22 protein-coding genes are annotated in these 24,647 nt (G+C 70.3%); 12 read left to right on the top strand and 10 right to left on the bottom strand.

Annotated elements, in window-relative coordinates; all coding sequences use genetic code 11:
* Positions 1-44: 44 nt before the first annotated feature.
* Both ABD932_RS26155 and ABD932_RS26150 read right to left on the bottom strand, forming a co-directional pair.
* Positions 45-1,031, bottom strand: coding sequence for a quinone oxidoreductase family protein (locus ABD932_RS26155; RefSeq protein ID WP_345015947.1), 987 nt, complete (start codon positions 1,029-1,031; stop codon positions 45-47).
* On the bottom strand, positions 1,031-1,954 hold the full coding sequence (locus ABD932_RS26150) for a 3-hydroxyacyl-CoA dehydrogenase NAD-binding domain-containing protein (RefSeq protein ID WP_345015946.1): 924 nt from the start codon (positions 1,952-1,954) through the stop codon (positions 1,031-1,033). The genes ABD932_RS26155 and ABD932_RS26150 overlap by 1 nt, the downstream gene beginning before the upstream one ends.
* Before the next feature lie 73 nt (positions 1,955-2,027).
* Between ABD932_RS26150 and ABD932_RS26145 the strand changes: the two genes are divergently transcribed.
* Positions 2,028-2,468: a nuclear transport factor 2 family protein gene (locus ABD932_RS26145; RefSeq protein ID WP_345015945.1), complete on the top strand. Its 441-nt coding sequence runs from the start codon at positions 2,028-2,030 to the stop codon at positions 2,466-2,468.
* A gap of 76 nt (positions 2,469-2,544) precedes the next feature.
* Here ABD932_RS26145 and ABD932_RS26140 read toward each other — a convergent pair whose 3' ends face one another.
* Together ABD932_RS26140 and ychF are read right to left on the bottom strand one after the other, a co-directional pair.
* A complete protein-coding gene (locus tag ABD932_RS26140) occupies positions 2,545-3,984 on the bottom strand; it encodes an ATP-binding protein (RefSeq protein WP_345015944.1) in 1,440 nt (479 codons plus the stop codon).
* A gap of 171 nt (positions 3,985-4,155) precedes the next feature.
* A complete protein-coding gene (gene ychF, locus ABD932_RS26135) occupies positions 4,156-5,244 on the bottom strand; it encodes a redox-regulated ATPase YchF (RefSeq protein WP_250092953.1) in 1,089 nt (362 codons plus the stop codon).
* A gap of 402 nt (positions 5,245-5,646) precedes the next feature.
* On the opposite strand from ychF, the gene ABD932_RS26130 reads away from it, so the two are divergent.
* Positions 5,647-6,339 (top strand): DUF6542 domain-containing protein, encoded by a 693-nt coding sequence (locus ABD932_RS26130; RefSeq protein WP_345015943.1) that lies wholly within the window; start codon positions 5,647-5,649, stop codon positions 6,337-6,339.
* Positions 6,340-6,370: 31 nt separating this feature from the next.
* Here ABD932_RS26130 and ppgK read toward each other — a convergent pair whose 3' ends face one another.
* Together ppgK and ABD932_RS26120 are read right to left on the bottom strand one after the other, a co-directional pair.
* Positions 6,371-7,120 (bottom strand): polyphosphate--glucose phosphotransferase, encoded by a 750-nt coding sequence (gene ppgK / locus ABD932_RS26125; RefSeq protein WP_345015942.1) that lies wholly within the window; start codon positions 7,118-7,120, stop codon positions 6,371-6,373.
* Between the two features lie 29 nt (positions 7,121-7,149).
* The gene (locus ABD932_RS26120; protein WP_345015941.1) at positions 7,150-8,184 is read right to left on the bottom strand and encodes a 4-hydroxy-3-methylbut-2-enyl diphosphate reductase; all 1,035 of its coding nucleotides are present in this window, start codon (positions 8,182-8,184) and stop codon (positions 7,150-7,152) included.
* A 293-nt stretch (positions 8,185-8,477) separates the two neighbouring features.
* Between ABD932_RS26120 and xseA the strand changes: the two genes are divergently transcribed.
* From xseA to ABD932_RS26105, 3 genes are all read left to right on the top strand, one after another.
* Positions 8,478-9,734, top strand: coding sequence for an exodeoxyribonuclease VII large subunit (gene xseA, locus ABD932_RS26115; protein ID WP_345015940.1), 1,257 nt, complete (start codon positions 8,478-8,480; stop codon positions 9,732-9,734).
* Between the two features lie 9 nt (positions 9,735-9,743).
* Positions 9,744-9,992, top strand: coding sequence for an exodeoxyribonuclease VII small subunit (locus ABD932_RS26110; protein WP_345015939.1), 249 nt, complete (start codon positions 9,744-9,746; stop codon positions 9,990-9,992).
* Positions 9,993-10,189: 197 nt separating this feature from the next.
* Complete coding sequence (locus tag ABD932_RS26105; protein ID WP_345015938.1) at positions 10,190-10,780, top strand: malonic semialdehyde reductase; 591 nt, start codon at positions 10,190-10,192, stop codon at positions 10,778-10,780.
* A gap of 100 nt (positions 10,781-10,880) precedes the next feature.
* Here the strand turns inward: ABD932_RS26105 and ABD932_RS26100 are convergent, their stop codons facing one another.
* Entirely contained in the window at positions 10,881-11,402 is a 522-nt protein-coding gene (locus tag ABD932_RS26100; protein WP_345015937.1) for a DUF4245 domain-containing protein, read from the bottom strand.
* A 128-nt stretch (positions 11,403-11,530) separates the two neighbouring features.
* Here ABD932_RS26100 and glpX point away from each other — a divergent pair, with 128 nt between their 5' ends.
* The gene (gene glpX / locus ABD932_RS26095; RefSeq protein WP_250092960.1) at positions 11,531-12,568 is read left to right on the top strand and encodes a class II fructose-bisphosphatase; all 1,038 of its coding nucleotides are present in this window, start codon (positions 11,531-11,533) and stop codon (positions 12,566-12,568) included.
* Between the two features lie 166 nt (positions 12,569-12,734).
* Here the strand turns inward: glpX and ABD932_RS26090 are convergent, their stop codons facing one another.
* Both ABD932_RS26090 and ABD932_RS26085 read right to left on the bottom strand, forming a co-directional pair.
* On the bottom strand, positions 12,735-13,112 hold the full coding sequence (locus tag ABD932_RS26090; RefSeq protein ID WP_126394683.1) for a WhiB family transcriptional regulator: 378 nt from the start codon (positions 13,110-13,112) through the stop codon (positions 12,735-12,737).
* A gap of 175 nt (positions 13,113-13,287) precedes the next feature.
* Positions 13,288-13,980: a DUF1707 SHOCT-like domain-containing protein gene (locus ABD932_RS26085; protein ID WP_345015936.1), complete on the bottom strand. Its 693-nt coding sequence runs from the start codon at positions 13,978-13,980 to the stop codon at positions 13,288-13,290.
* 169 nt (positions 13,981-14,149) lie between these two features.
* Here ABD932_RS26085 and ABD932_RS26080 point away from each other — a divergent pair, with 169 nt between their 5' ends.
* From ABD932_RS26080 to ABD932_RS26065, 4 genes are all read left to right on the top strand, one after another.
* Positions 14,150-15,817 (top strand): fumarate hydratase, encoded by a 1,668-nt coding sequence (locus ABD932_RS26080; protein ID WP_345015935.1) that lies wholly within the window; start codon positions 14,150-14,152, stop codon positions 15,815-15,817.
* Positions 15,818-16,097: 280 nt separating this feature from the next.
* Entirely contained in the window at positions 16,098-17,483 is a 1,386-nt protein-coding gene (locus tag ABD932_RS26075) for a class II fumarate hydratase (RefSeq protein WP_345015934.1), read from the top strand.
* 84 nt (positions 17,484-17,567) lie between these two features.
* Positions 17,568-18,263 (top strand): cytidylyl-2-hydroxypropylphosphonate hydrolase, encoded by a 696-nt coding sequence (gene fomD, locus ABD932_RS26070; protein ID WP_345015933.1) that lies wholly within the window; start codon positions 17,568-17,570, stop codon positions 18,261-18,263.
* Between the two features lie 277 nt (positions 18,264-18,540).
* Positions 18,541-20,670: a SpoIIE family protein phosphatase gene (locus tag ABD932_RS26065; protein ID WP_345015932.1), complete on the top strand. Its 2,130-nt coding sequence runs from the start codon at positions 18,541-18,543 to the stop codon at positions 20,668-20,670.
* Positions 20,671-20,725: 55 nt separating this feature from the next.
* Here the strand turns inward: ABD932_RS26065 and ABD932_RS26060 are convergent, their stop codons facing one another.
* Positions 20,726-23,122: a transglycosylase domain-containing protein gene (locus tag ABD932_RS26060; protein ID WP_345015931.1), complete on the bottom strand. Its 2,397-nt coding sequence runs from the start codon at positions 23,120-23,122 to the stop codon at positions 20,726-20,728.
* A 256-nt stretch (positions 23,123-23,378) separates the two neighbouring features.
* Between ABD932_RS26060 and ABD932_RS26055 the strand changes: the two genes are divergently transcribed.
* Together ABD932_RS26055 and ABD932_RS26050 are read left to right on the top strand one after the other, a co-directional pair.
* Positions 23,379-24,341, top strand: coding sequence for an SPFH domain-containing protein (locus ABD932_RS26055; RefSeq protein ID WP_345015930.1), 963 nt, complete (start codon positions 23,379-23,381; stop codon positions 24,339-24,341).
* Positions 24,338-24,583 carry a type II toxin-antitoxin system antitoxin gene (locus tag ABD932_RS26050; protein ID WP_345015929.1) on the top strand — a complete coding sequence of 82 codons (246 nt, stop codon included), beginning with the start codon at positions 24,338-24,340 and terminating at the stop codon, positions 24,581-24,583. The genes ABD932_RS26055 and ABD932_RS26050 overlap by 4 nt, the downstream gene beginning before the upstream one ends.
* Positions 24,584-24,647: the final 64 nt, after the last annotated feature.

The following is a 24,647-nucleotide window of genomic DNA, read 5'->3' as shown; positions in this document are numbered from 1 at the left end:
CGAGGAAGGCCGAAAGGCCGTGGACAGGCCAGGGAATGAGGCCGTCAGGGAATGAGGACGACCCGGCCCAGCTGGGCCCTGGCCTCGAGGATGGTGTGGGCCTCGGCGGCCCGCTCCAGGGGCAGCCGGGCGTGTACGGCCGACTTCACCTGTCCGTCGACCAGCAGCCGGGTGAGTTCGGCGACGCCCGCCTCGTACTCGTGCGGGCGGCCGCCCCGCCAGGCCGACAGCGCGAAGCCGGTGACGTACTTGATGCCGATGAGGGCCATCACCGACACCTGCGGGATCTCCAACTCGCCGCCGGACGAGCCGTAGAACACCAGCCGGCCGCCCGGGGCGAGCAGGTCGATGCCCTGGTGCAGGACCTCGGCGCCGACGCCGTCCAGGATCAGGTCGGGACCGCGTCCCCCGGTGAGTTCCCGGACCTCGTCGGCCCAGTTCGGGGAGCGGTGGTCGACGACGGCGTCGGCGCCCACGGTCCGGGCGAACTCGCGTTTGCCGGCCTCTCCCGCGGTGCCGATGACCTGGCCGGCCCCGGCTGCCCGGGCCAGCTGGACCGCGATATGGCCGACCCCGCCGGCCGCCGCGTGCACCAGCACCGTCTCGCCCTTGCGCAGTTGCCCGGTCCGCAGGATGCCGAGGGCGATCAGTCCGGTGCCCGGGAGGACCGCGGCCTCGGCGGCGTCCAGCTCCTCGGGTACGGGCACGACGGTGACGGCATCGACGACGACCTGCTCGGCGTAGGCGCCGTAGAGGGTGAAGGCGCCGACCCGGTCCCCGGGGCGCAGGCCCGCGACATCGGGTCCCACCGCGGTGATCCTGCCGACCACGTCGCCGCCGAGGACGACGGGGAAGACGGGCCGCCACATCGGCGCGGGGAAGGCCTCGCGCCGCATCTGGGTCTGCGCGTGGCCGACGCTGACGGCCTCGACGGCGATTCTCACCTGGCCGGGGCCGGGCTCGGGAACGGGGCGCTCGGCGACGTACAGCACGTCGGGATCCCCGTACCGGTCGAACTGGACGGCACGCATCACTTCTTCTCCTCCTGGGGCTGCTCGGTCCGCCCCAGGGCGGCCAGTACGGCGTGGTGCCGGTCGTCACGGTCCCGGACCAGCTCGGCATAGGTCCGGTCCCCGTAGGCGGCTTCGGTCTGTGCGACCAGGGCCTCGACGGCCTCTGGGGTGAGGGCGGGCTGTCCGAGCCCACGCCAGCCCTGTTCGAGGCCGCTGCCGAGATGCTCGAGCCACTTGCGCAGGCCGCCGGGACCGCCGCCCAGGTGGAAGGCGTGGAACGGTCCGACGGTGGACCAGCGCAGCCCGATCGAGTCGGTGACGATCCGGTCGAGCTCCTCGACGGTCACGACGCCTTCGAGGACGAGGTGGATGCTCTCGCGCAGCAGCGCGGACTGCAGCCGGTTGGCGGCGAAGCCGGGCAGCGCCCTGCGCAGCACGACCGGGGTCCGCCCGACCGACTCCAGGAAGGCCACCGCCCTTTCGACGGCCTCCGGGTCGGTGCGTTCCCCGCCGATCACCTCGACCAGCGGAACGATGTGCGGCGGGTTGAAGGGATGGGCGACGACCAGCCGGCCCGGTCCGGGCATGTCCCGGCTCAGATCGTCGGGGAGCAGCTTCGACGTCGAGGACAGGACGAGGGCGTGGTCCGGGGCGGCCTCGCCGATCTCGGCGAACAGCCGCTGCTTGAGGGGCAGGTCGTCGGGGGCGTTCTCGGAGACGAGGTCCGCCCCGGCCACCGCCCGGCCGACGTCCGGCTCGTACTCGATCCGCGCCGCCAGCTCGTCCGCCCGACCCGGGGAGAACAGCTCGAGCCCCTCGCGCACGATGCGCCGGGCGTCAGGCCTGCGGCTGTTGACCCGTACGGTCAGCCCGTAGGCGCTGAACAGGTTGATCCATCCCAGGCCGATCGTGCCCGCCCCGATCACTGTCACGGTGCTCATGGCGACGAGGCTGGCAGGGCCACCTCGAACCCGGCTCGAGCGGACTTCGAGGCCACGGGGCGACCGTGGCCGCATGACCATCACAGCGCTTCCCACCGGCCTGTACGCCGAGGTCCTGTCGTTCTACGGCCACCAGATGCAGAAGCTGGACGGCCGCGACTTCGCCGGCTACGCCGCGACCTTCACCGAGGACGGCGAGTTCAAGCACTCCCCCTCGCTGCCCGCCGCCCATACGCGGACCGGGATCCTCGCCGTCCTGGAGGACTTCCACCGCAAGTTCGACGCCCGGAAGATCCAGCGCCGGCACTGGTTCAACCACGTGGCGCTGAGCCAGGCGCCCGACGGCTCGCTCACGGCGACGAGCTACTGCCTGGTCCTCACCGTCCACGCCGACGTCAAGGAGCCCGAGTTCGGGCCAAGTTGCGTCGTGCACGACGTCCTGGTCCGCGGCGAGGACGGCGAGCTGCTCCTGCGCTCCCGCCACGTCAGCCACGACCACGTCTTTCCCGCCTGACCGGCACCCGCGCAAGGCCGGAAGGGGTCGACCTCTGCCGAACACGACCCCTTCCGACCTGCATGCAATGCAGCGGCTATCGGGGCTGCCAGGCCCGTACGAGGTCCTCCGGGCCCCAGTGCGCGGTCAGTGGCAGATCATCGGCCACCCCGCAGCGGGAGACCGCGACCAGCGGAGTGTCCAGGGCGGTACCGGGGACAGCGAGCATGTCGCGCACCAGGGCGTCGTACTCACGCCGCCCGAAGGGCTGGCTCTCCAGCCACTTGACCGACCCGACGAAGTGCACCTTCCCGGCCACCGGCTCACGGTCCGTGCCGACGAGGTCGATCTCGGGGTTGTTCTGCCGGTTCCACCAGCCGCCGATGGCCTCGGTCCCGGCCCACTCGGCGTCGGGCATCAGACGCAGCAGGGATTCTCGGACCAGCGGCTCGACCGCGCGCCCGCGCCACGTGGTCCATGACCGCTCGATACGTTCCAGCGCCAGGTCACCGCGGCCACGCTCGATGAGCGGGATCGAGCGCGCCAGGAAGGCCAGCCAGAACCGCAGATACGGGTCGGCGATCCGGTAGCGCTTGTTCTTGCTGTCCGGCTTGACGGAGAGGGGGAGATCAGCGGCCAGGACGCGCTTGGCCTGCAGCACCGCCAGCAGCGGGGAGAGCGTGCCGGACGGCAGCGCGCCGGCGCCGCCGGCCTGGGCCGCGATCGCGCTGAACGTGCGCTCACCGCTGCCGACCGCCTCCAGTACGGCCCGTGCGTGCGAGGCCTCGGGGAACTCGCCCAGCAGGGACAGCTCGCCGGCCACCAGCAGCGGCGAGAGCGGACTGGCGACCGAAGCCCGGAGGAAGTCCGTACGTCCCATACCCGGCCGCCATGACTGCACGATCTCGGGGAACCCTCCGGTGATCAACTGGGCGTCGACGGCCCCGGCGGCGTCGAGTGCGGTCATGGCCTGCACGTCGGCAAGGTTCAGGGGACGGACGGTCATCTTTGCCGCCCGGCCGAAGAACGGGCGGCCGTACGACTGCAGCGCCTCCATCACCGACGTGTCGCTGCCGACCAGCAGCAGAAGCACGGGCTTGGCAGACAGATGACGGTCCCAGACGGTCTGGAGTGCGCCCTCGAACTCCTGATCCTGCTCGACCAGCCAGGGCACCTCGTCGATCACCGCGATGCTGGGTGAGTCATCGGGCACGGCGAGGGCCAGCGAACGCAGGGCCTGGTTCCAGTCCTGCGCCTGGAGACCGGCGACCAGCTCCGCCCCCGGCAGCGGCGACTGCGCGAGGGTCGCGGCGAAGTCGGCGCGCTCCGTCACAGGGTTGCGCCCCCGGGTGGCCTGGAACACCACGTAGGGCGCCCCCGAGCGGTCGCAGAACTCCTGGACCAGCCGCGACTTCCCCACCCGCCGCCGACCCGTCATGATCACGGCCCGCCCTCGAGTGGCCCCGGCACCCTCCGCCACGGTCCGGTACTGCTCGGCCAGCAGTTCAAGATCCCCGGCCCGACCTTGAAACTCCATGGCACACCCCCAGGGCGGTTAACGTAGACGGAGTCTTACGTAGATTGAATCTTACTTCACCTCAAGCGGCCATCCCGGTGCGGACAAAGGCCAAGGGCCCGACCCCGAAGAGCCGGACCCCATCTGACCTGCATATTCACCAGGACACCGACGTGGTGTCCGGTCATCCGCTCAGACGTTGAAACGGAACTCGACGACATCCCCGTCCTGCATCACATACTCCTTGCCCTCCATCCGCGCCTTCCCCTTGGCGCGGGCCTCCGCGACCGAGCCCGTCTCCACCAGGTCGGCGAAGGAGATGACCTCGGCCTTGATGAAGCCCTTCTGGAAGTCGGTGTGGATGACGCCGGCGGCCTCGGGGGCGGTGGCGCCCTTCTTGATCGTCCAGGCGCGGGATTCCTTGGGACCGGCCGTGAGGTAGGTCTGCAGGCCGAGGGTGTTGAAGCCGACGCGGGCGAGGGTGGCGAGGCCGGGCTCCTCGGCGCCGACGGACTCCAGGAGCTCCATCGCGTCCTCCTCGTCGAGCTCGGCGAGGTCCGCCTCCAGCTTGGCGTTGAGGAAGATCGCCTCGGCGGGGGCGACCAGGGCGCGCTGCTCGTTCTTGAAGTCCTCGTCGACCAGTTCGTCCTCGTCGACGTTGAAGACGTAGAGGAAGGGCTTGGTGGTGAGCAGGTGCAGGTCGTGCAGGAGCTCCTCGTTGCCCGAGCCCTGGACGATGCCCGCGGAGAACAGCGTGTCGCCCTTCTCCAGGATCTCCTTCGCCGCCTCGACCGCCGCCACCTTCGGAGCCACGTCCTTCTTGATCCGCGACTCCTTCTGGAGCCGGGGCAGGACCTTCTCGATGGTCTGGAGGTCGGCGAGGATCAGCTCGGTGTTGATCGTCTCGATGTCGTCCTTGGGCGAGACCTTGCCGTCGACGTGGACGACGTTCTCGTCCTTGAAGGCACGGATGACCTGGCAGATCGCGTCGGACTCACGGATGTTCGCCAGGAACTTGTTGCCCAGGCCCTCGCCCTCGGAGGCGCCGCGCACGATGCCCGCGATGTCGACGAAGTCGACGGTCGCCGGGAGGATGCGCTGGGAGGAGAAGATCTCGGCCAGTTTGGTGAGGCGGGCGTCCGGGACGCCCACGACACCGACGTTCGGCTCGATCGTGGCGAACGGGTAGTTGGCCGCCAGCACGTCGTTCTTGGTCAGGGCGTTGAACAGGGTCGACTTGCCGACATTCGGCAGACCGACGATTCCGATCGTGAGCGACACGTTGCGACTTCCCGTACGTGAGAGGAGTTCAGGGGCTGGGCTGGGGCCGGCCCGGTCCTTCTTCGATCTTCGGTGCAGATGATGCAGACGCACGGGCCGATCCACCAGTCTACGGCGTACCGGGCCCGGCCCCGGCGCCCGATCGAACACCTGGCCAAGGTCGGCCCCAAGGTGTGTCTGACGGGCGATTCGGCACATAAACCGACCTAGGTTGGTCCAGTGGAGCAGGACAGGACGCGACCCGCCGGGTACGAGTCGCCACGCGGTACGCCGATGGGGCCGCCGTTGTCGTTGCCGTCACAGGCGGCGCGACGGAGCGCGGGCGGGTGGACGCGGGGTACGGGCGGATTCGCGTCGGGCCAGGGCGCAATGCCGACTGACGGGGACAGGGACGGGGACAGGGTGGAGCGGGGCGAACGTCGGGCGAGTCACGGCGAGGGCGGGTTCGGCCGCGGAGGGAGTGGTTCGGCCCGGTCCGCCTGGCCTGCCCGATCGTCCCGGTCGTCCGCGGCCCGGTCGTCCGGGGCCCAGTCGTCCGGGGCCCGGCTCGCCGCCCGCCCCTCCCGAGCGACGGCCTCGGACCGGCCCGCCCGCTCCACCCGGCCCGTCGCCCAGCGCCGCCCGGATTCGGGTACGGCCCCGGCGGCAGCGGCCGTACGGCGGCCCGGGCCGTCCCCCGCGCCGCAGGCGGTCCGCCGGTTTCCCAACCCCCGGCTCACCGGTCTGGGCGGCGGTCTGTTCTGCGGTGCGGTGATGATGCTGCTCGGCTACCTCGACGCACTTCTCTTCGGGGCGTCGCTCACGGTGTACAGCGTGCTGTTCCTGCCGGTGTGCGTACTGACCGCCGTCTGGGTGCGCAGGGGCGACCTGGTGACCGCGCCGGTGGTGCTGCCGATCGCGTTCGCCGTGGGGCTGGTTCCGGTGGCCGACAACGGCGGGGGCATCAGCGGCCACCTGATGGGAATCTTCACCGCCCTCGCCACCCAGGCCGGATGGCTGTACGGGGGGACGCTGATCGCCGGTCTCGTCGTGACCGTGCGAGGGGTCCGCCTGATCGCACGCAGGGCGGCGGCGGCCCGCCGCCGGTCGCCGTGACCGCCGGCCGGCCGTCCTCCCTGCTGTGCCGCTAGCCGTCCTTCTCCGCCGCGTGCATCGCGGCCCCCACGATCCCCGCGTTGTTCTGCAGCTGGGCCGGGACGATCTCCGCCTTGATGCCCTCGATGTAGTGCAGGAACTTGTGGGACTTGCGGCTCACCCCGCCGCCGATGATGAACAGCTCCGGGGAGAACAGCATCTCGACATGGGCGAGGTACTTCTGGACCCGGTGGGCCCAGTGCTCCCAGGTCAGCTCCTCGTCCTCCTTGGCCTTGCTGGAGGCCTTCTTCTCCGCGTCGTGGCCGTGCAGTTCGAGGTGGCCCAACTCGGTGTTGGGGACCAGGGCGCCGTTGACGAACAGCGCGCTGCCGATGCCGGTGCCGAAGGTGAGGAGGATCACGGTGCCCCGGCGGTCGCGGCCCGCGCCGAAGTGCATCTCGGCGACGCCGGCCGCGTCCGCGTCGTTGACCACCGTCACCGGGTGGCCGCCGAGGCGCTCGCTGAACAACGCGCGCGCGTCGGTGTCGATCCAGCTCTTGTCGACGTTCGCCGCGGTGCGGATCGTGGAGCCGCCGGTGACCACGCCGGGGAAGGTGAGCCCGACCGGTCCGGTCCAGCCGTAGTGCTCGACGACCTCCTTCACACCGTCGGCCACCCCGTCGGGCGTGGCCGGGTGCGGAGTGAGCACCTTGAAGCGCTCCTGGGCGAGATCGCCCCTGTCGAGGTCCACCGGGGCGCCCTTGATCCCGGATCCACCGATGTCCAAGCCGAAGATCTGCATGGCTCTACGTTACGACGCGGGACTGACGGTCACTCCCCGGAGTCGCCGGAGTTACCGGAGCCGGCGGCCCCCGTGCGCTGGGCGATCAGCGCCGCCGCCTCCTCGCGCAGATCGCGGCGCAGCTCCTTCGGCAGCGAGAAGGTGATGGACTCCTCGGCCGCCTTGACCAGCTCGACATCGCCGTAGCCGCGCTGGGCGAGCCACTCCAGGACCTCCTCGACCAGCACCTCCGGGACGGAGGCGCCGGAGGTGACGCCCACCGTCGTCACGCCCTCCAGCCAGGCCTCGTCGATCTCGCTGGCGAAGTCCACGAGGTAGGCCTCGCGCGAGCCGGCCAGCTTGGCGACCTCGACCAGGCGCTTGGAGTTGGAGGAGTTGCGCGAGCCGACCACGATGACCAGCTCGGCCTCCGCGCCCATCTGCTTCACGGCGAGCTGACGGTTCTGCGTGGCGTAGCAGATGTCGTCGCTGGGCGGGGAGATGAGCTGCGGGAACTTCTCCTTCAGTGCGTCGACGGTCTCCATGGTCTCGTCGACGGAGAGGGTGGTCTGGGAGAGCCAGACCACCTTCGACTCGTCGCGGACCTCGACCTTGGCGACATCGCCCGGGCCGTCGACGAGCTGGATGTGCTCCGGGGCCTCACCGGACGTACCGATGACCTCCTCGTGCCCCTCGTGCCCGATCAGGAGGATGTCGTAGTCCTCGTTGGCGAAGCGGACGGCTTCCTTGTGGACCTTGGTGACCAGCGGGCAGGTCGCGTCGATGGTGGCGAGCTTGCCGCGGGCGGCCTCCTCGTGGACGACGGGGGCCACGCCGTGCGCGGAGAACATGACGATGTTCCCCTCGGGCACCTCCTCCGTCCGTTCGACGAAGATGGCGCCCTTCTTCTCCAGGGTCTGCACGACGTACTTGTTGTGGACGATCTCGTGCCGGACGTACACCGGAGCGCCGTACTGCTCCAGGGCTTTCTCGACGGCGATCACGGCGCGGTCCACACCCGCGCAGTAGCCACGGGGGGCGGCGAGCAGGACACGGCGGCCAGGCGAAGCAGTCATGCGTCCCATCGTAAGGGTGCGTTCGGGGGCGCGAAGATCGCGCGGGTGACGGGTTGGTGCCGAGAGGGGTGGGGGGCTGTGAGGGGTGGGGACGCGGGCGACGGCCGGGACCCCAGTTTCGGGCCAGAGGGTGAACTCAGCCCGTCCGGCGTTTGAGGACGAGGCCCTTCGGGCCGAAGCGGGGGTCTGGGGGCGGCAGCCCCCAGGGACGGGACGGGTAGGGGCGGCGGGGGCGAAAACGCTCACGGCCCGCACCCGACCGCCGACCCGGTCATGTCGGCGGCGGCCGTTACGCTCGGCGCATGGCTGTGAACACGTCGCCCGAATCCCCCCTGCCCGTAGGTGAGGTGTCGCGGCTCATCGGCGGCTGGATCGACCGGCTCGGAGCGGTCTGGGTCGAGGGACAGATCACCCAGCTGTCCCGACGCCCCGGCGCCGGCGTCGTGTTCCTGACGCTGCGCGACCCGTCGTACGACATCTCCGTGAGCGTGACGGCCTACCGACAGGTCTTCGACACCGTCGCCGACGTCGTGAGCGAGGGCGCCCGCGTCGTCGTACTCGCCAAACCCGAGTGGTACGCCCCCCGCGGCCAGCTCTCCCTGCGCGCCACCGAGATAAGGCCCGTCGGCGTCGGTGAACTGCTCGCCCGGCTGGAGATGCTGAAGAAGTCCCTCGCCGCCGAGGGGCTGTTCGCGCCGGAGCGGAAGAAGGCACTTCCCTTCCTCCCCCAGCTCATCGGCCTCGTCTGCGGACGCGCCTCCGCCGCCGAACGCGACGTGCTCGAGAACGCCCGCCACCGCTGGCCTGCCGTCCGCTTCGAGGTGCGCAACGTCCCCGTGCAGGGCGTGCACGCCGTCCCGCAGGTCGTGCAGGCGGTGAAGGAGCTCGACGAGATGGACGACGTCGACGTGATCATCGTCGCCCGGGGAGGCGGGAGCGTCGAGGACCTGCTGCCCTTCTCCGACGAACAGCTCGTCCGGGCCGTCGCCTCCTGCCGTACCCCCGTCGTGTCCGCCATCGGGCACGAGCCCGACAACCCCCTCCTCGACCACGTCGCCGATCTGCGCGCCTCCACCCCCACCGACGCCGCCAAGAAGGTCGTACCGGACGTGGGCGAGGAGTACGAGCGCGTACGGCTGCTGCGCGACCGGGCCCGGCGGTGTGTCGAGGCGTTCATCGAGCGGGAGGAACGCGGGCTCGCCCATGCCCTCGCGCGGCCGTCGATAGAGGATCCGCACCGGATGATCGACGAACGCGCCGATCATGTGGCCTCCCTCCTCGACCGCGGCCGCCGCTGCCTCGGCCATCTCCTCGACCGGGCCGAGTCGGAGCTGACGCACACGCACGCGCGCGTGGTGGCCCTGTCCCCCGCGGCGACCATGAAGCGGGGGTACGCGGTCCTGCAGAAGGCCGACGGGCACGTGGTCCGTGACCCGGGCGAGGTGACGGCGGACGAGGCGCTGCGGGCACGGGTCGCCGAGGGTGAGTTCTCGGTACGGGTCGAGGCGCGGACCGCCGCAGGAACCGACACACGAAGTGACGCACGAACCGATGCATAGGGTGGGCGAATGACCAGCAAGGCGGAAGAGGCACTGGGCTACGAGCAGGCCCGGGACGAGCTGATCGAGGTCGTACGACGGCTGGAGGCGGGCGGTACGACGCTGGAGGAGTCCCTCGCGCTCTGGGAGCGGGGCGAGGAGCTGGCCAAGGTCTGCCGGCGCTGGCTGGAGGGCGCCCGGGCCCGTCTGGACGCGGCGCTCGCCGAGGAGGCCGAGGCCGAGCGGAATGAGGCCGAGGGCGGCTCGTCACGCCCGTGACGCCATGGCTGAAGTGTGAAGCGGATCACCACGCCCCAGTATTTGTTGAAGCTTGAACTTGTCTCGCGTACCGTCGAACTCGAAACCGGCCCCCGGTCCGTTTACGCACGACGTACAACGCGGCGTACCCCGCGACGTACAAACGCGACGTACAAACGCGACGGCCAACCCGACGCACGACCCGAGAAGGTTCACGCATGTCTCTCGTTCTTGACCCCGCCGCCCAGGACCTGCTGTTCCGCGAGGCCCGTACCGCGAACACCTTCACCGACGAGCCGGTGACCGAGGAGCAGGTCCAGGCGATCTACGACCTGGTCAAGTACGGCCCCACCGCCTTCAACCAGACCCCGCTGCGCATCACCCTGGTCCGCTCCGCCGAGGCCCGTGAGCGTCTGGTTCAGCACATGGCCGAGGGCAACCAGGCCAAGACCGCCGCCGCCCCGCTGGTCGCGATCCTGTCCGCGGACAACGAGTTCCACGAGGAGCTGCCGGCCCTCTTCCCGGCGTTCCCGCAGGCCAAGGACCTCTTCTTCAGCGAGCGCGCGGCCCGCGAGAACGCCGCCGGGCTGAACGCCGCCCTGCAGGCCGCGTACTTCATCGTCGGCGTCCGCGCCGCCGGGCTGGCCGCGGGCCCGATGACCGGCTTCGACTTCGAGGGCGTCCGCAAGGAGTTCCTGGACGACGACCACACCCCGCTGATGGTCGTCAACATCGGCAAGCCGGGCCCGGACGCCTGGTACCCGCGCTCCCCGCGTCTGGAGTTCGACCAGGTCGTCACCACGGTCTGAACCGACCCCACACCATCGAGCGCGCACGACCCGACCGCGCACGACGAAGGCCCCCGGCGACAACACCGGGGGCCTTCGCCCTGTCCTTTGCCCTGTGCGGTCACTCCGTCCTCAGGGCCTTCGCCATCTGCGTCAGCTGCTCGAACGACCCCGTACCGGCCACCACGGTCGTCGCGCCCTTCTCCTGGTGCACGAGCGCGTCGTAACGGCCGCCCGTGTACCGCGTCCACGTCCGGTCGCCGATCTCCTCGGTGACCTCGGTGGCCCGCCCGCCCCGGGTGGCCTCCTCCAGGAACGTCGACGGCTTCTCGGTCGACTGCTCGACCTGCACGTAGTCCCCGCCGGAGGTGTGGTAGCCGAGATGCCAGGCGTCGAAGTCGTCGCCCTTGAAGCGCACGGACGTCGCCTTCCAGGAGTCGGGCAGGCCCTCGGGCGCGGCCACCGCGTACGACGCCGCGCGGCGGGCCGTCAGCAGCTCCACGCGGTAGTCGACCCGCGGGAGGTCGGGAGTGCCGTCCTCATGAGGGACGAAGAGATAGATGACCCCCGCCGCGAGCACGGTCACTCCGAGGGAGAGGACCATGTTCCGGACCGACTTCTGCTTGCCGTTCGAACCTGCCACGCCCCCTATCGTCGCAGGTGCCCTGGTCTGCTCATCCGTGGGGCCCCCTGCTCATTCTGTCCGCCCGAGGATAGAGTCAGGACCGTCACCCTCATCCGGCCGTCGTCGTATCAGAAAGGTGCGCTCCGATGACCGAGAATCATCATCATTTGCCGTCCGAGCTCGAAGTACCCAGCGAAGCCCCCGACCGCAACCTCGCTCTGGAACTGGTCCGTGTGACCGAGGCCGCGGCGATGGCCGCGGGCCGCTGGGTCGGCCGCGGCGACAAGAACGGCGCCGACGGCGCCGCGGTGCGCGCCATGCGGACCCTCGTCCACACCGTGTCGATGAACGGCGTCGTCGTCATCGGTGAGGGCGAGAAGGACGAGGCGCCGATGCTCTTCAACGGGGAGCGGGTCGGCGACGGGACCGGGGCCGAGGTCGACATCGCCGTCGATCCGATCGACGGGACCACGCTGACCGCGAAGGGCATGCCGAACGCGATCGCCGTGCTGGCCGCGGCCGACCGCGGGTCCATGTTCGACCCGTCCGCCGTGTTCTACATGGACAAGCTCGTCACCGGCCCCGAGGCCGCCGACTTCGTCGACATCAACGCGCCCGTGTCCGTGAACATCCGCCGGGTCGCCAAGGCGAAGCGGTCGACGCCCGAGGACGTCACCGTGGTCATCCTCGACCGGCCCCGGCACGAGGGCATCATCAAGGAGATCCGGGACGCCGGAGCGCGGATCAAGCTGATCTCCGACGGCGACGTGGCGGGGTCGATCTACGCGCTGCGTGAGGGCACCGGGGTCGACATGCTGCTCGGTGTCGGTGGTACGCCGGAGGGGATCATCTCGGCGTGTGCCGTGAAGTGCCTCGGCGGGACCATCCAGGGCAAGCTGTGGCCCAAGGACGACGAGGAGCGGCAGCGGGCGATCGACGCGGGGCACGACCTGGACCGGGTGCTGCTGACGGACGACCTGGTCGCCGGGGACAACGTGTTCTTCGTCGCGACCGGGATCACCGATGGTGAGCTGCTGCGCGGCGTGCGGTACCGGTCGGAGACCGCGACCACCGACTCCATCGTGATGCGGTCGAAGTCGGGGACGGTGCGCAGGATCGATTCCGAGCACCGGCTGAGCAAGCTGCGGGCCTACAGCGCGATCGACTTCGACAGGGCGAAGTAGCGCCCAGTACGCCCAGGAGATGAGGGAACTGCGGACCGTCGGCGGCCGCGGGTGATTCGTGGCCGGTCGCGCCCACGCGGCGGAGCCGCGAATCGGCCCGGCCCCGCGCCCCTCAAAGACGTTGGGCGCCCCCGGTGCGGAGGGGGCGCCCAACGTCTTTTGCTCCTCAGCCTGCCTGCGCTATCTGGTTCGTCGCCCTCGCCGCCTTCTTCAGTTCCATTTCGCGGCGCCGGCGCCTCGCCAGGACCACGCGGCGTTCCGCTGCCGTGAGGCCGCCCCAGACGCCGTAGGGCTCGGGCTGGAGGAGGGCGTGTTCGCGGCACTCGACCATGACGGGACAGCGGGCGCAGACCCGCTTGGCCGCCTCCTCACGGGAGAGGCGGGCCGCGGTGGGCTCCTTGGAGGGGGCGAAGAACAGGCCGGCCTCGTCGCGGCGGCACACGGCCTCTGTGTGCCATGGGGCGTCTTGGTCCCTGTCTCGCACTGGCACCCGCTGGGCCGGAACGGCAGCTACCTGCAGGGACGAATGCGGCGGTTGCAGCACGGTCTACTCCTGACGACGGCTTCGCGAGCGAGAGACGATGCAGCAAGGTCTACCCGCTGTACGCGCGCCTATGCAGGCAGTTCCGAACCGCTGGATTTCGGGGTGTCCTGCGCGCTGCTGTGCGGCACCCCGGACGGCCTCGGAGCCGGGACGGAGCCGGTCCGATTCACAACCGTCAATGATCCAGATGCTTGCGCAAACTCCTGGCGCCCTTGTCGATGTTGCGCTGCACGAGGTCGAGAATGTCCGCGACGACCTTGCCCCGCTTCGGCCTGGCCTCGATGCTGCCGAGCACGGCCCAGCCGTCGACGTGGACGATCGGCGCCTCGCGATCCTCCGCGTCGAGCGCGTCCACCGCGAAGTCGCCGAGCACACCGCCGCCGGTGCCGCGCAACGAGACGTTCTCGGGGACGCGGACCTCGACGCTGCCGCAGACCGATATCGCGCGGATCACGACCTGCTGGTACTCGAAGAGCGCCTCGCTGAGGTCTATCTCCACGCTGCCGAAGATCGCGTACGCGTGGATACGGCGGCCCGCGCGCCAGCGGCCCTTGCGGACGGCGCCGCTGAAGACCGCGACCACGTTCTCGTCGGGGTCGGCCGGGACCGCGGCGAGGGCCGGCCGGTCGAAGGCGGGCACCTGGGGTGCGCGGCGCGGGTGGGCGGCCGGCAGGTCCCGGATGAAGACGTCCAGCTCGCCGACCGTCTTGGCGGCCAGCACGCCCTCGACGCGCTCGGCGTGCTCGTCGGCGGTGAGGCGGCCCTCGGCCAGGGCGTCGCGCAGGATGTCGGCGATCCGGTCACGGTCGGCGTCGGAGGCGCGGAGCTCGGCGCCGGCAGCGGGCGCGGTCTGCTTCTGAAGGTCCACGGCAGCAGCGTACCCAAACACGATAGATCGCGATAGCCCCTGTCCGGACACCCACCCGCCATCGAACTGAGCCTTACCTCACAAGCTCGCCGTCAGTGGCAGGTTCTACGCTGGTGGACGCTGCCAACGGAGGCCAGCCGCGCTGTCTTTTTAGTGAGGAATGGGCGACATGCCTGAGTTCGCGTACACCGATCTGCTCCCCATGGGAGAGGACACCACCCCGTACCGGCTGGTGACCTCCGAAGGTGTCTCCACCTTCGAGGCCGACGGGCGGACGTTCCTCAAGGTGGAGCCCGAGGCGCTGCGCAAGCTGGCCGAGGAGGCCATCCACGACATCCAGCACTACCTGCGCCCCGCCCACCTCGCCCAGCTGCGGCGCATCATCGACGACCCCGAGGCGTCGAGCAACGACAAGTTCGTCGCGCTGGACCTGCTGAAGAACGCGAACATCGCGGCGGCGGGCGTCCTGCCCATGTGCCAGGACACCGGTACGGCGATCGTGATGGGCAAGCGCGGACAGAACGTGCTGACCGAGGGCGGCGACGAAGAGGCCCTCTCCCGCGGCATCTACGACGCATACCTGAACCTCAACCTGCGCTACTCGCAGATGGCTCCGCTCACCATGTGGGAGGAGAAGAACACCGGCTCGAACCTGCCTGCGCAGATCGAGCTGTACGCCACCGACGGCGGCGCCTACAAGTTCCTCTTCATGGCGAAGGGCGGCGGCTCGGCCAACAAGTCGTTCCTGTACCAGGAGACGAAGGCCGTCCTGAACGAGGCCTCCATGATGAAGTTCCTGGAGGAGAAGATCCGTTCGCTGGGTACGGCCGCCTGCCCGCCGTACCACCTGGCGATCGTCGTCGGCGGTACGTCCGCCGAGTACGCGCTGAAGACCGCGAAGTACGCCTCCGCGCACTACCTGGACGAGATCCCGGCCGAGGGCTCGCCGCTCGGGCACGGGTTCCGGGACAAGGAGTTGGAGGAGAAGGTCTTCGAGCTGACGCAGAGGATCGGGATCGGGGCGCAGTTCGGCGGCAAGTACTTCTGCCACGACGTGCGCGTGGTGCGGCTGCCGCGGCACGGGGCCTCCTGCCCGGTCGCCATCGCCGTCTCCTGCTCCGCCGACCGTCAGGCCGTCGCGAAGATCACCGCCGAGGGCGTCTTCCTGGAGCAGCTGGAGACCGACCCGGCGCGGTTCCTGCCGGAGACGACGGACGAGCACCTCGACGAGTCCTCGGACGTGGTGAAGATCGACCTGAACCAGCCGATGGACGAGATCCTCGCCGAGCTCACCAAGTACCCGGTGAAGACCCGGCTCTCGCTCACCGGTCCGCTGGTCGTGGCCCGTGACATCGCGCACGCCAAGATCAAGGAGCGGCTGGACGCGGGCGAGGAGATGCCGCAGTACCTGAAGGACCACCCGGTGTACTACGCCGGCCCGGCGAAGACCCCCGAGGGCTACGCGTCCGGCTCCTTCGGCCCGACGACGGCCGGCCGCATGGACTCCTACGTCGAGCAGTTCCAGGCCGCCGGCGGCTCCAAGGTCATGCTGGCCAAGGGCAACCGCAGCAAGCAGGTCACCGACGCGTGCGGCAGCCACGGCGGTTTCTACCTCGGCTCCATCGGCGGCCCGGCCGCCCGCCTCGCCCAGGACTGCATCAAGAAGGTCGAGGTCGTCGAGTACGAGGAGCTCGGCATGGAGGCCGTCTGGAAGATCGAGGTCGAGGACTTCCCGGCGTTCATCGTGGTCGACGACAAGGGCAACGACTTCTTCCAGGACCCGGCGCCGGCGCCGACGTTCACGTCGATTCCGGTGCGGGGGCCCGGGCTGGCGTAGTACCTGCGGTGCGGCGCGGACGGTTTTCGCCCCCGCCGCCCCTACCCTTCCCGTCCTTCTGGGGCTCCGCCCCAGACCCCGCTCCTCAAACGCCGGAGGGGCTGATTTTGGCATTTCAGCCCGTCCGGCGTTTGAGGACGAGGCCCTTCGGGCCGAAGCGGGGGTCTGGGGGCGGCAGCCCCCAGGGACGGGTAGGGGCGGCGGGGGCGAGACTCCTCGGGCGAGCCACGAATGGGTGCAGCCCAGGAACAACCGCGTCGCCGCCCACGCTTACCCAGGTATGAGCGACTACCGCATCGAGCACGACTCCATGGGCGAGGTCCGGGTCCCGGCGGACGCCAAGTGGCGGGCGCAGACCCAGCGTGCCGTCGAGAACTTCCCGATCTCCGGCCAGCGCATCGAGCGCGCCCACATCGAGGCCCTGGCCCGCATCAAGGGCGCAGCCGCCAAGGTGAACGCGCGGCTGGGGGTGCTCGACAAGGACGTCGCCGAGGCCATCCAGGAGGCCTCGCAGGAGGTCGCCGAAGGGCGATGGGACGAGCACTTCCCCATCGACGTGTTCCAGACCGGGTCCGGCACCTCGTCCAACATGAACACCAACGAGGTCATCGCCACCCTCGCGACCGAGCGACTCGGGCGGGACGTCCACCCCAACGACCACGTCAACGCCTCGCAGTCCTCCAACGACGTCTTCCCGTCCTCCATCCACATCGCCGCCACCGCCGCCGTCACCCGCGATCTCGTCCCGGCCCTGGAGCACCTCGCCGCCTCCCTGGAGCGCAAGGCCGAGGAGTTCGCCGATGTCGTCAAGTCGGGCCGTACGCACCTCATGGACGCCACGCCCGTGACGCTGGGCCAGGAGTTCGGCGGGTACGCCGCCCAGATGCGGTACGGCGTCGAGCGACTGCACGCCTCCCTCCCCCGCCTCGCCGAACTCCCCCTAGGCGGCACGGCGGTGGGCACCGGCATCAACACGCCCCCCGGCTTCTCCGCCGCCGTCATCGAGGAGGTGGCCCGCGTCACCGGGCTGCCGCTCACCGAGGCGCGCGACCACTTCGAGGCGCAGGGTGCCCGGGACGGCATCGTCGAGACCAGTGGGCAGCTCAGGACCATCGCGGTCGGGCTGACGAAGATCGCGAACGACCTGCGGTGGATGGCGTCCGGGCCGCGTACCGGGCTCGCCGAGATCTCTCTCCCCGACCTCCAGCCCGGCTCGTCGATCATGCCCGGCAAGGTCAACCCGGTCATTCCGGAGGCCGTGCTCATGGTCGCCGCGCAGGTCGTCGGCAACGACGCCACCGTGGCCACCGCCGGAGCCGCCGGCAACTTCGAGCTGAACGTGATGCTTCCGGTCATCGCGAAGAACGTCCTGGAGTCGATCCGGCTGCTCGCCAACGCCTCCCGGCTGCTGGCCGACCGCACCGTCGACGGCATCGTCGCGCACCGCGAACGGGCGCTGGAGTACGCCGAGTCGTCACCCTCCGTGGTCACGCCGCTCAACAAGTACATCGGGTACGAGGAGGCCGCCAAGGTCGCCAAGAAGGCGCTCGCGGAGCGGCGGACCATTCGCCAAGTCGTCCTGGAGAACGGGTACGTGGAGCGCGGTGACCTCACGCTTCAGCAGCTGGACGAGGCCCTTGATGTCCTGCGGATGACACGGCCGTAACCAGTCGTCGCGAGAACGCCCTGCGCGGCGTGAACCATGACACGTGCCGCAGCGTCGTATGCCTGTGGCACCTAATATCTGTTCATGGCAGACGGTGGAGCGGTGACGACGGAAGTGGAAGCGGGCGGGTCGACGGGCTTCTGGGCGCCCGGGACACAGATCCTGTGGCGGTACCGGGAGAACGCGGGCCGTCGCTTCCACATCGCGCGCCCCGTCACCGTGGTGCGGGACGACGACGAGCTCCTCGCCGTATGGCTGGCTCCGGGCACGGAGTGCGTCAAGCCGGTGCTCGCCGACGGAACCTCCGTGCACCTGGAACCCCTTGAGACCCGGTACACCAAGCCGCGGTCCGTCCAGCGCGACCGCTGGTTCGGGACCGGGGTGCTGAAGCTCGCGCGGCCCGGTGAGCCGTGGTCGGTGTGGCTGTTCTGGGAGCCCGGGTGGGAGTTCAAGAACTGGTACGTGAACCTTGAGGAGCCGCTGGCCCGTTGGGCGGGCGGGGTGGACTCCGAGGACCACTTCCTCGACATCTCCGTGCACCCGGACCGCAGTTGGCACTGGCGGGACGAGGACGAGTTCGCGCAGGCCCAGCGGGACGGGCTGATCGACGAACGGGTCGCCGCGCGGGTGCGGGAGGCGGGGCACGACGCGGTGGAGGTGATCCGGGCGTGGGGGCCGCCGTTCTCGGACGGCTGGCCGCACTGGCGACCGGATCCCTCCTGGGCTGTACCTTCTTTGCCTGAGGACTGGGATCGCACGCCCGCGCACCTGTCCTCGTGAGACCCTTGATGCGCCCCCGGGCAACAAACGTAGGATCGTCCTCCGCAAGGGCGCGCAAGAACAACTACCGGAGTGCGCACCGGGCTTGACCGATCGTCACCGAGGGGCGGCAGGACGTGAGCGAGGGTTACCAGGGCAACGCCGGGACGAGCAGACGCTCCACCGGCGGCACAGGAACTGCCTCTGGCCACGCGGGAATTCCGTTCCTGGGGCACGTATTCCGGGTATCGGAGTTTCGGCGGGACGTACTGCACGCGTGGCGCGCAGCCCCGGACGGATGGATTCGAAAGGCGTGACGGAGCAGCCGACCTCCTTCGAACGCCCCGAGACGGGCGTCGACCCCGCGGAGCCCCGCGGGGCGCTCGTGCGTACCTCGACACCGTCGACGACGCACTCCACGCCGTCGCACACCCCCGGCGGCGGTTCCGCCTTACCCGTGCAGGCGCGCACCGGAGAGACCCCTTCCACGCCGGGCACCACCACGCCGTCCGGCCCGAGCAAGGAGCCCCCAGTCATCGCCGGCAACGGCCCCGAGCACTCGCAGCCCTCCGTCGCCGCCGAGCCCGACACGCACCGGCCGCGCCCCGTACCGGAGGCCATACCGCCCCAGCCCGGCACCGAGCAGTCGCAGGCGTCCGCCGAGCGGCGCACCGGACAGGGCCTGCCACCCGGCCGGCCCACGCCGATGCGGCGGGACGGTGACCGGCTGCGCTTCGTGGGCGCAGCCACCCGGCGGATCGCCCGTGGCATCGACCTGGACGAGATCGTGATGGGGCTGTGCCGGGCGACCGTGCCGACCTTCTCCGACGCGATCCTCGTCTACCTGCGCGACCCGCTGCCGGTCGGCGACGAACGGCCCACCGGGCCCGTCGTGCTGCGGCTGCGCCGCACCGACCGCATCCCGGAGGAGCGGGACACCGAGGGCGGCGGCTTCCTGCCCGCGCAGACGCCGCCGGAGCCGACCGAACTGGCCGAACTGTCCGCCCTCACCGCCGAGCTGTGCGAGGTGCGGCCCGGCGGCGCCCTCGCCGAAGTGCTGCGCGGCGTACGTCCCGTGTTCGCCGACGCGCCGGCCGCCCGCGCCGCCCTGCCCGAACTCCTCGGCGACGACGGACAGCTGATCATTCCCGACGGACAGCGCGCGATCCTCGCCCCGCTGCGCGGCCGCCGCCGCGTCATCGGCGCCGCGGTCTTCCTGCGCCGCCCCGACCGCATCGCCTTCGAGCCCGACGACCTCCTGGTCGCCGCCCAGCTCGCCACGCACAGCGCACTCGGCATCGACAAGGCGGTGCTGTACGGCCGCGAGGCGTACATCGCCGACGAGCTGCAGCGCACCATGCTGCCGGAGACACTGCCGCGCCCCACGGGCGTACGGCTCGCCTCCCGCTACCTCCCGGCGGCCGAGACGGCCCGGGTGGGCGGCGACTGGTACGACGCGATCCCCCTGCCGGGCAGCCGCGTCGCCCTGGTCGTCGGTGACGTCATGGGCCATTCCATGACCTCCGCCGCGATCATGGGCCAGCTGCGCACCACGGCGCAGACCCTCGCCGGCCTCGACCTGCCCCCGCAGGAGGTCCTGCACCACCTCGACGAACAGGCCCAGCGCCTGGGCACCGACCGCATGGCGACCTGCCTGTACGCGGTCTACGACCCGGTCTCGCACCGCATCACCATCGCCAACGCCGGCCATCCGCCGCCCGTCCTGCTCCACCTGGGCGGCCGCGCGGAGGTGCTGCGCGTCCCCGCGGGCGCCCCCATCGGCGTCGGCGGCGTCGACTTCGAGGCGGTGGAGCTGGACGCGCCGGCCGGAGCCACCCTGCTCCTCTACACCGACGGCCTGGTCGAGTCCCGGCTGCGTGACGTGTGGACCGGCATAGAGCAGCTGCGCGAGAAGCTCGCCGCCACCGCGCAGCTCACCGGCCCCGACCACCCGCCGCCCCTGGAAGCCCTGTGCGACGAGGTCCTCGACATGCTCGGCCCGGGCGACCGGGACGACGACATCGCGCTGCTGGCCGCCCGCTTCGACGGGATCGCGCCCAGCGACGTGGCGTACTGGTTCCTGGAGCCGGAGGACTCGGCGCCCGGCCGTGCCCGGCGGCTGGCCCGGCGTGCGCTGGCCCGCTGGGGACTGGAGGAACTCAGCGACTCCGTCGAGCTGCTGGTCAGCGAGGTCGTCACCAACGCGGTGCGGTATGCCTCACGGCCGGTGACGCTGCGGCTGCTGCGCACCGATGTGCTGCGCTGCGAGGTCGGCGACGATGTGCCTCAGCTGCCGCGCCTGCGCCAGGCTCGGGCCACGGACGAGGGCGGCCGCGGCCTGTACCTCGTGAACCGGCTCGCCCGGCGCTGGGGCGCGACACGGCTGAGCACCGGCAAGGTGGTGTGGTTCGAGCTGAACCGGAGCTGAGCCCGAGCAGAGTACGAGAGGGGCGCCCGGCGTGATGCCGGGCGCCCCTCTCGTGTCACTGGTCGTTATCGGGTCTGACCGGATCCAGGGTGATGTCGTCCGTCGGCTCGGTCGTCGGAGCCGTCGGCGCCGGTTCGGTCGTCGGCTCCTCCGTCGGCGGCTCGGTCGTCGGCGTCTCCGTCGGCTCCTCGGTCGTCGGCGTCTCCGTCGGCTTCTGAGTCGTCGGTTCCTCCGTCGGCTCCTGCGTCGTCGGCTCCTGGGTCGGGGTCGGCGTCCAGGTCGGCTGGACCGCCGCGCCCTGGTCGGTGTCGAGGTCGAACTTGGCGTTCGCCTTCGTCACGCCGAACATGTACGCCGCCCAGATCTCCGCCGGGAAGCCACCGCCGTTGACGCGCTCCTCGCCGCCCGCGCCGTACATCTTCGTCTGGGCGTGGGTCTTGTCGTCCTCGCCGAACAGGCCGACCGAGGTGACCAGGTCGGGCGTGTAACCGGTGAACCAGGCCGACTTGTTGTCGTCGGACGTACCCGTCTTGCCGGCGACCTTCTGGCCGTCGCGCTCGGGGTTGTTCGCCACGGACCTGCGGGCCGTACCGTCGTCGACCACGCCCGTCAGCACCGAGGTCACGGTGTCGGCGGACTCACGGCTGATGACCTGCTCGCCGACCGGGTTGGGCAGCTCGACCGCCTGGCTGTTGTGCTCGGCCGTCTTGATGATGCTCGGGGTGACCTTCTTGCCGTGGTTGTCCAGGGTGGCGTACACCCCGGCCATCTGCAGCGGGCTCGCGCCCATGGTGCCCAGGGTCTGGGCGGGTACGGCCTGCTCGTCGGCGACGTCCATGCCGAGCTTGCCGGCCACGTCCAGGACGCTCTTCATGCCGACGTCGACGCCCATCTGCGCGAAGACGGAGTTGACCGACTTGTTCATCGCCGTCTGGACGGTGATGTCGCCGTAGTTCTGGTCGTCCTCGTTCTCGGGGGCGAAGCCGACCTTGTCGCCGTTGCCGTCCACGACCTGCCGCTTGCTGGTGCCGTCGTAGATCGTGTTCGCGGTGATCGGCTTGCCGGACTGCGTCTCGGCGTTCTCCTCCAGCGCGGCGGCCAGGATCACCGGCTTGAACGTGGAGGCGGGCTGGTAGTCCGTGCGGGTCGCGTTGCTCGTGTAGTGCTTGAAGTAGTCCACGCCGCCGTACAGCGCGACGACCTTGCCCGTCTTGGGGTCGACGGAGACCGCGCCGGCCTGGATGTCCGCGTCGACCTTGCGCTTCTCCGCGTCCAGCTTGCTCGTCAACTGCGCCTTGACGGCCTTCTCCAGCTGGGCCTGCTTCTTCTTGTCGATGTTCAGGGTGATGGTCCAGCCCTGGTCGACGACCGCGGCCTCCGCCTGGGAGCGGGTGAGGCCCTGCTGCTTCATCAGCTGGTCCTCCAGCTGACGGTTGGCGAGCGCGACGAAGTAGCCCTTCTGGCCCTCCAGTCCGGCGGCGGGCTTCGGCTCCTTCGGCTTCGGGAACGTCAGCTCCTGGCGCTCGGCCTTGCTCAGCCAGCCCTCCTCGACCATGTTGTCCAGGACGTAGTTCCAGCGGGCCTGGACCAGCTTCTTGCCGGTGTCGGACGCGGCCTGCCAGTCGTACTGACTCGGCGCCTGCAGCAACGCGGCGAGATACGCGCCCTGTGCGACGGTGAGCTTCTCGGCGTCGACCTGGTAGTAGGCCTGGGCGGCGGCCTGGATGCCGTAGGCGCTGCGGCCGTAGTAGCTGGTGTTGATGTAGCCGGCGAGGATCTCGTCCTTGGACATCTGGCGGTCGACCTTCAGGGAGATGACGATCTCCCTGAGCTTGCGGCTGACCGTCTGCTCCTGGCTGAGGTAGTAGTTCTTGACGTACTGCTGGGTGATCGTCGAACCACCCTGCGCGCCCTTGCCCATCAGCGTGTTGAGCACACCGCGCGCCGTGCCCTTCAGGTCGATGCCGTTGTCGTTGTAGAACGACTTGTTCTCGGCGGCGACGAAGGTGTTCCGGACCTCCTTCGGCACCTTGGACAGGTCCACGATCTCGCGGTTGACCTCGCCGTCGCGGGCCAGGGTCGAGCCGTCGCTGTACTTGTAGACGTTGCTCTGGCGCTGGGCGGCCTGGGCGGCGGCGTTGCCCTCCGGGATGTCCACGGACAGGTACAGCGCGATGAAGGCGCCGATGGCGAGCAGGCACGTGCCGAGGAACGTGCCGAGGATCTTCTTCCAGGTGAAGAGCCGGCGTATTCGGCCCTTGCCGTCGCCGCCCCTGCCCCCGCCCTTGGCCGCTCGCCGGGCCGCGGCACGGCCTCCCGCAACGGCCGACGGTGCCCCGATGGCGGTGGCCGACGGGTCTCCCCCGGCGACCGACGGCGACCCGGACGAACGCCGGGGCGCCGCGCGGCGGCCACCGCGCTGCCGCGCTCGTCTCTCTTCCGCTCGTCCCATGGGTCTGTTCCGCTCCGCTTCGCTGTTGTGTGCACTTCTGCAACACAGGTTCGCCGCTCAGGTCAGCTCAGAAAGCTAACACCGGAAGTTGTGACAAAGGACGGCCGATCCGGTCTTTTACGGACGTGACAATCAGCACCTGTCCCACCGGAACCGACGGCTGAGGGGTGCATAGGGTTGCTCGCAGGGGGTAAAGTGATATCACTTAGCTAGATCAAAGCAATCAAAGTCAGCAGATCGACGGGGGAAGGCACTCATGCCGAACGACAAGAGGGACAAGAAGAACAAGGACGACGCGACATCCGTCGCCGCCGACATACCGGAGATGCCCGCACCACGCGTGCGGGAGTTCACGGCGCACAGCATCAGCGGCGGGCTCGCCCTGCTGCTCGGCCTCGTCGGGCTGCTGCTCGGCGCGGGGTTACTCGTCAGCGCCGGGGCGGTCTCCGGCGGCGGCGCCAGGGCGGCGCTGATCATCGCCGGCATCCTGGTCTTCCTCTCCTCCGTCCTGGCCATGTGCGGGCTGAACATGGTCGCGCCGGGCGAGGCGCGGGTCGTCCAGCTCTTCGGGCGATACCGGGGGACGATCCGGCAGGACGGACTGCGCTGGGTGAACCCCCTCACGTCCCGCACGAAGATCTCGACCCGGGTCCGCAACCACGAGACGGCCGTCCTCAAGGTCAACGACGCCTACGGCAACCCGATCGAGCTCGCCGCGGTCGTGGTGTGGAAGGTCGAGGACACCGCGCAGGCGACGTTCGAGGTGGACAACTACCTCGAGTTCGTGGCCACCCAGACGGAGGCGGCCGTGCGGCACATCGCCATCGAGTACCCCTACGACGCCCATGACGAGGGCGGCCTGTCACTGCGCGGGAACGCCGAGGAAATCACCGAGAAGCTCGCCTTCGAGCTGCACGCGCGCGTGGAGGCGGCCGGCGTGCAGATCATCGAGTCGCGCTTCACGCACCTCGCGTACGCTCCCGAGATCGCCTCCGCGATGCTCCAGCGGCAGCAGGCCGGAGCGGTCGTCGCCGCCCGGCGGCAGATCGTCGACGGGGCGGTGGGCATGGTCGAGGCGGCGCTCGCGCGGATCTCCGAGCGGGACATCGTGGAGCTGGACGACGAGCGGAAGGCGGCGATGGTGTCGAACCTGATGGTCGTGCTGTGCGGCGACAGGTCCCCCCAGCCGGTCCTCAACACCGGGACGCTCTACCAGTGACGGATCTCTCCGGGGGCTCGACCCCTCAAGGTCGGCCGCAGCGCAAGCAGGTGCTGCTGCGGCTCGACCCGTCGGTGTACGAGGCGCTCGCGCGGTGGGCCGGCGACGAACTGCGCTCGGCCAACGCGCAGATCGAGTTCCTGCTGCGACGCGCCCTCGCGGAGGCGGGGCGGCTGCCGGGCGAGGCCAAGCCGATCGCGCGCCGAGGACGCCCTCCCGCGAACCCTCCCGAGCGCCAGTAGCAGAACCGTGACAATCGGCCCCCACCTGGGCCTTCACACTCCACGCCAGCACCTACACACTCCG

Origin of the sequence: Streptomyces shaanxiensis (assembly GCF_039537145.1) — a bacterium.
In the GTDB taxonomy this organism is placed as follows: domain Bacteria; phylum Actinomycetota; class Actinomycetes; order Streptomycetales; family Streptomycetaceae; genus Streptomyces; species Streptomyces shaanxiensis.
This window is presented reverse-complemented; position numbering and strand designations above follow the sequence as displayed.